This window comes from Pandoraea sp. ISTKB (assembly GCF_001721285.1).
Taxonomy (GTDB): Bacteria; Pseudomonadota; Gammaproteobacteria; order Burkholderiales; family Burkholderiaceae; genus Pandoraea; species Pandoraea capi.
The window spans coordinates 1-4,860 of sequence record NZ_MAOS01000085.1; the positions used below are offsets into that span (position 1 = coordinate 1).

Here is a 4,860-nt window from a genome sequence, read left to right on the forward strand (position 1 = left end):
CGGGCGGCTTCATGAGTGCGGCCGCAGGTGGACTGACGCTGAACGTCGATCAGTTCAACCAGATCGGCGGCGCACTACAACTGCTGGGACAGAACGGAGAAGTCGACCAAGCTGCAACGCAAGCGTTCATCGCGGGCGTCGCCGCACAACTGGGCGACAACTTCGTCCAGCAGGCACTGCAAAACGATCTACATACCGATTTCGTGAAGCAGGGCGGCAGCTTCGGGATTCAGCAGGTCGGGATGATCATGGCGTCGGCCATGATGGCTGGCGCGCTTGCGCCGCTGATGGCCGGAATGGTCGCGGCGCAACTTGCAATAATCTCTGCGGCTACACAGTTACTTAGCGGACTAGCAGCGGGTGCGGTCGGTGCCGATCCGAATGCGGCGGCACTGGCGGCGCAGAACGAAGTGCTAAATAACACCATTGCGCACTTTAATGGCATTAGGCAGAAATGTGCGGGTGGCGGAGGTGATCAATGTTCCCTGTATCAAAAGGTCACAACGGAGTCCAGTAAGCCGCTTGGACTGTCGAGTGGACCTTATCAAATAGTTGCCTATCTTGATGCCAATGGTGTTCCTAATGGGTACGGTGCCTACAACGCGCAGACGGGGCAAACTGACTATGTGATGGACGGCGGCGACCTCCCAACGTTCATGCACGGACTTAATAGAGGCCGATTGACAGGGCAACCTGACTATCAGACCCAGGGTGTGACGGGGGTTGTCAACATAGTGTTCGGTGGCCTGTTCAGGAATCCGGATCAGGTATCTACAGGGTTTGACCAGCTCGGTAGTAGCTGGGCGGGCGCATTGCGAGATCCCGGATGGTGGTTGAATGTTGTGACTGCGATTACCGGCGGGGTGGTTGCAAGAGGAGTGGCCGTAAGCAGCGCAAGTATGGCCGACATTCTTCTACCAAACGGCCGACCGGTGGGGTATGTCAGCCGAGGGGCGGGGGCGAACATCCAAACGGTTTCCCCCCTCTCAGTTTGCCGAAATTCAGTCCCAGTTAATGAGTGGGGCAAAACCGGCCTCCACGCCGTCAGGTTGCAAAGGTACGTGGTATCAGCGGCCTGATGGGACTGTATTTGGAGTTCGAACTAGCACTGGAAGCGGTACGACAATCGATGTAATTACAAGCAATAATGAGGCATTGCCTTCTGGATTCAAGATACATCAAAAATGAGACTAGACATCCGCCATAGACTTTATGGTCACACTCTCGCAGAGCACATTCAGACGGTCGCCGATGAGCTGCCAGTGGACGCCGTCGGATTGTGGCAAATAGTACCGGCGGGTCGGCAAGGGTTTGGTTTAAGCGGTGCTGACTTGGAAGAGTTTGTGCGTCGCTGTGTATTTGCACTTCTGGAACGTGGTGCCACGCCCGTGATCGGTGGCGGTGGAACCAAATTTGATTGGCTACATCAGCCACAGTACGGAGAAACCAATGCGGAAATTGCTAACTCGGTCGTGAGCGAATGGCTGGCGGCGGGCGCGGGGGGGTGTGACCCCGGCGGGCTATGGTTTGCCCTCCCATCGTCGCGCGTTGGTGGTGTTGAGTAGTGGGACCATCCGCCGATGTCGGACGACATCATCGCGGCGACGATTCAGAATCTAAACCTGCCGGTGGTGCCGGGCAATCATATCGTCAACGTTCGCAACGTGGCGGGATCGTCGCTGTTGCTCACGGGCAAGCTAGAGCGGTGGGTAGTCTTCGAATTGGGTTTATCCAGACATCGGGGGCGAATTCCCGGCTCGAGTTCCTCGGCGTTGTGTCGTTCAGACTATCGGACTTTGTCGTTCAAAACGTTGTATCCAGAGTCAGGGCGACTCCTTGGCATAGCTTTGCAGACGGAAGGCTTGAAGAGTTGATGGTTTGGTCAAATTCGTTCTCGGACGCGACAATTCGCCTTCCATCTGAAAGCATGGAGCGTGCGCTGCGCGCGATTGAGGAGGGACGTCTAACCGTAGTGATGATCGAGCCGTCTCGAGGTGCTGAGGCAGTGATTATTGCTGAAGGGGTATTTGCAGAGGGTGCGAAGCAATGGCCCGTTGGCGGAACAGAAGTGTAGTGGTCAGATCCACGAGACACTGCTCGAGCTGGATTTGACCGTTTGACGACAAACAGTTGGTTGTTACCTGCGCCATCACTGGACTGCTGCCGGGATCGTAAGCACTGCTGGCCTATCATTGGACTGCCTTTATTTTTAGGTTATCTATGTAACGCTTGCAGCATATGCCGACCTCCTCAGTTGTTATAAATTTTGGTCCGCAGATGTCTACGAAAGATTGGCCGGTTCAGCGAGACCTTAGAAATGCCTCGGGAGGAAAATAATGAGTAATTGGCAGGAGTTTGTTGCGAAGCTAACAAAGTTCAATATGTTTGACTCGGCGCGACGTTCGGCCATTAAAGAGTGGGGCAAGGATATCCCCACTACAGTTCTTTTTGGATTGCTAGGCAAAGCGCTCGCCGAGCATGCGGGCGAATTCGGTATAGAGGATCGTGTCGGCATTTTTCAGATTATCGAGGATGGTGTCGCAAGCGAAGATGCTGCATTAAAAGCATACGTGTCGACGGGCTTGCTTGAGGCTATGTATTTACGAGCCTGCGTAGAGCCGCAGAGCTGGACTGAGATTAGAGCGTCTCTCGGTCCGCTATCCGATGGGTATCTGACGGAATGGGGGAACCTCCCTTCACGGCGTTAGGAAGTGAAGTTTGAGACACGATGTTCATGCTGCGAATCGAAATGAAATGTTTCCAAGAGGAGTGCGCAGAGTCCATCAAGGTGCAGGAAAACGGAGTTTTGAAGTTGCTGTTGCTGGAAAGTGATTTTGCTTCAGACGTGATCGCTTGAGAGCAGGTGCGCCTTCGGAAAGTACTGTTCAGTCACGTGTGGACTGCTGTCGGAATTAAGACACCTTCCAGCCTCACCGACCCGCTCCCCTCCCGAATAGTTCGCAGGCGGTTAAGGTCCGTTCCAACGAAGGGAAACGGAAGTGAAGAAGCGATTCAACTCGTCCTGCTGTACCACATCCAGCCTCTCGAACCTCATCTGCCAGGGACACAGGCTGCGGGTGCAACAAATCAGGACAGTCCAGATGCTGCGGCAGGTTTCGGCGCGGCATCCACCACTTTCGGAAGTGCAGTCAAGCGAATGTTTCCAGGTGCTTTGGGGGATTTTTTGAATCAAATGGTTCAAGGGGCGACTTGTCCGCTCCAAACCGCAATCACCCAAAGGGGAGGGAAGTGATGATCAATTTTAATCAATATTCAAGTAAAAAAAGGCGATTGATAAAACGGGTGATAATTGCCTATTCAGGCGCTGTGTTGATCGTTTTGCTCGCAGTTCTGGTGTCTATGGTTCGTGGTGCCGGATGGAAACCGGCTTTGGCGGGAATGCCACTGTATCTCACCATTTTTTTGGGAATTGCCTATCAACTGGTAAAGGAGTGGCGATTCCTAAAACGGGGTCGAGAAAGGAATGAAAAGCGATGATCCGAGACTACCTCCTAGATTCAATGTGCACCGAAAATTGACCTAAATCTCTCAGCTTATGAGCGCTACTTCGGTCAGACCTTCGGTGACCATATTGCGACGGTGGCAGGTGAGCTCCCAATTGACGCGGTGGGATTGTGGCAAATCGTACCGATGGGGCGCCAGGGATGCGGCTTGACCGGATCCGAATCAGATGAGTTCGTATCTCGCTGTATCCAAGAATTTTTTGATCACGGCGCAAAACCAGTCGCCGGTGGAGGCGGGCATCTCGAATGGTGGCTCGTCGTGGGTAAGTAGCGACGGTAGTCGGGTCTATCGGCTGCCTTCAGAGAAGCCGAACAGTTCGTATGCCACAACCGGCGTGCCGGCAAATTTCGAAGCGAAGCTCACGCCCGGTAGTAGGCCGATTAGCAATGGACATCTGAATGTCACACCATGAAAGCTGAAATCAAATCGTTGCATTCCTTGCTGTTGGAGGACAGGTTGATCGACTACTGGCCGGATGATGTGTCGAACTTCGGTACATGGATTCGAGCCTACCTTGGTCCACAAGGTGAGACGAGTTCCGAATCGTTCGACATTCAGGTCTGCACACCGGAATGGCTTAAGGCGCAGTGTGCTACTCAAGGTCCGCTGTGGGGCAGGCATATGCTGATTGTAGAAATCTACGATTACGACGCCATTAAAACGGCTATTGAACGTTACGTAGCAGCTATCGATGGTGACGATTGGGCGGCCATCGCCGCAAAGTTGAGCCGAGTTGGTGCATGGGAGTTTGAAGATTATCAGGATCGGTAAAGGGGCCGCTTTGGGATGCTGCGGGTTAACTGGACACTAAGCTAAGATTTTTGGAGTGCTGCCGGGATTGCAAGCACTTCCGGCCCATGATTGGACTGCCTCTATTTTTAAGTCATCTATGTAACGCTTGCCGCATATGCCGACCTCCTCAGTTATCACAGATTTTGCTCTGAAGATGTCTACGAAGGGCTGACCGGTCCCGTTAAGATTAGCAATGGTCACCTTAACGTGACAGATTAGGATTAGGGCGCTATGCGAGCGAAAATAAAAAGTATTTCGAATGATGAATTTGATCTGGAATCGTTTCGTCCAGATGACCCAAAATCATTCTTTTTGACTCTTCGGATGCGAGTCGGGCGCGAGGGTACCGCGACTGCTGACGATTTTGAACTGCTCGTATGCTCACCCGCCTGGTTGTTAAAAAGCACTTGGCAGCCGACGTGGGGGCGCCACATGCTGATTGTTCAAGAGTATGATTTTCATGAGATTGAGCGCTTTATTCACGAGTACGTTGATCGCTGTGAGGGCGCTAATTGGGTGGAGGTTGCTACGAAGTTGAGTCGA

4 protein-coding genes and 1 pseudogene are annotated in these 4,860 nt (G+C 53.0%); all 5 read left to right on the forward strand.

Annotated features, from left to right (window positions below; translation table 11 throughout):
* Window positions 1–1,079 (forward strand): annotated as a pseudogene (locus A9762_RS25935) (hypothetical protein); the annotation flags it as partial.
* Window positions 1,080–2,336: 1,257 nt separating this feature from the next.
* The gene (locus tag A9762_RS25940) at window positions 2,337–2,708 is read left to right on the forward strand and encodes a hypothetical protein (protein WP_069344861.1); all 372 of its coding nucleotides are present in this window, start codon (window positions 2,337–2,339) and stop codon (window positions 2,706–2,708) included.
* Between the two features lie 544 nt (window positions 2,709–3,252).
* Window positions 3,253–3,498 (forward strand): hypothetical protein, encoded by a 246-nt coding sequence (locus A9762_RS28320; protein WP_139133412.1) that lies wholly within the window; start codon window positions 3,253–3,255, stop codon window positions 3,496–3,498.
* A gap of 435 nt (window positions 3,499–3,933) precedes the next feature.
* Window positions 3,934–4,296 carry an immunity 8 family protein gene (locus A9762_RS25945; protein ID WP_069344862.1) on the forward strand — a complete coding sequence of 121 codons (363 nt, stop codon included), beginning with the start codon at window positions 3,934–3,936 and terminating at the stop codon, window positions 4,294–4,296.
* Between the two features lie 252 nt (window positions 4,297–4,548).
* Window positions 4,549–4,860, forward strand: a 312-nt coding sequence (locus A9762_RS28325) for an Imm8 family immunity protein (protein ID WP_083254304.1), incomplete at its 3' end; no start/stop codon positions are given.

What these genes read in the sequence shown, in the direction of transcription:
- A9762_RS25945 (WP_069344862.1), top strand. Translation starts at nt 3,934, where the DNA reads ATGAAAGCTGAAATCAAATCGTTGCATTCCTTGCTGTTGGAGGACAGG.
- A9762_RS28320 (WP_139133412.1), top strand. Translation starts at nt 3,253, where the DNA reads ATGATCAATTTTAATCAATATTCAAGTAAAAAAAGGCGATTGATAAAA.
- A9762_RS25940 (WP_069344861.1), top strand. Translation starts at nt 2,337, where the DNA reads ATGAGTAATTGGCAGGAGTTTGTTGCGAAGCTAACAAAGTTCAATATG.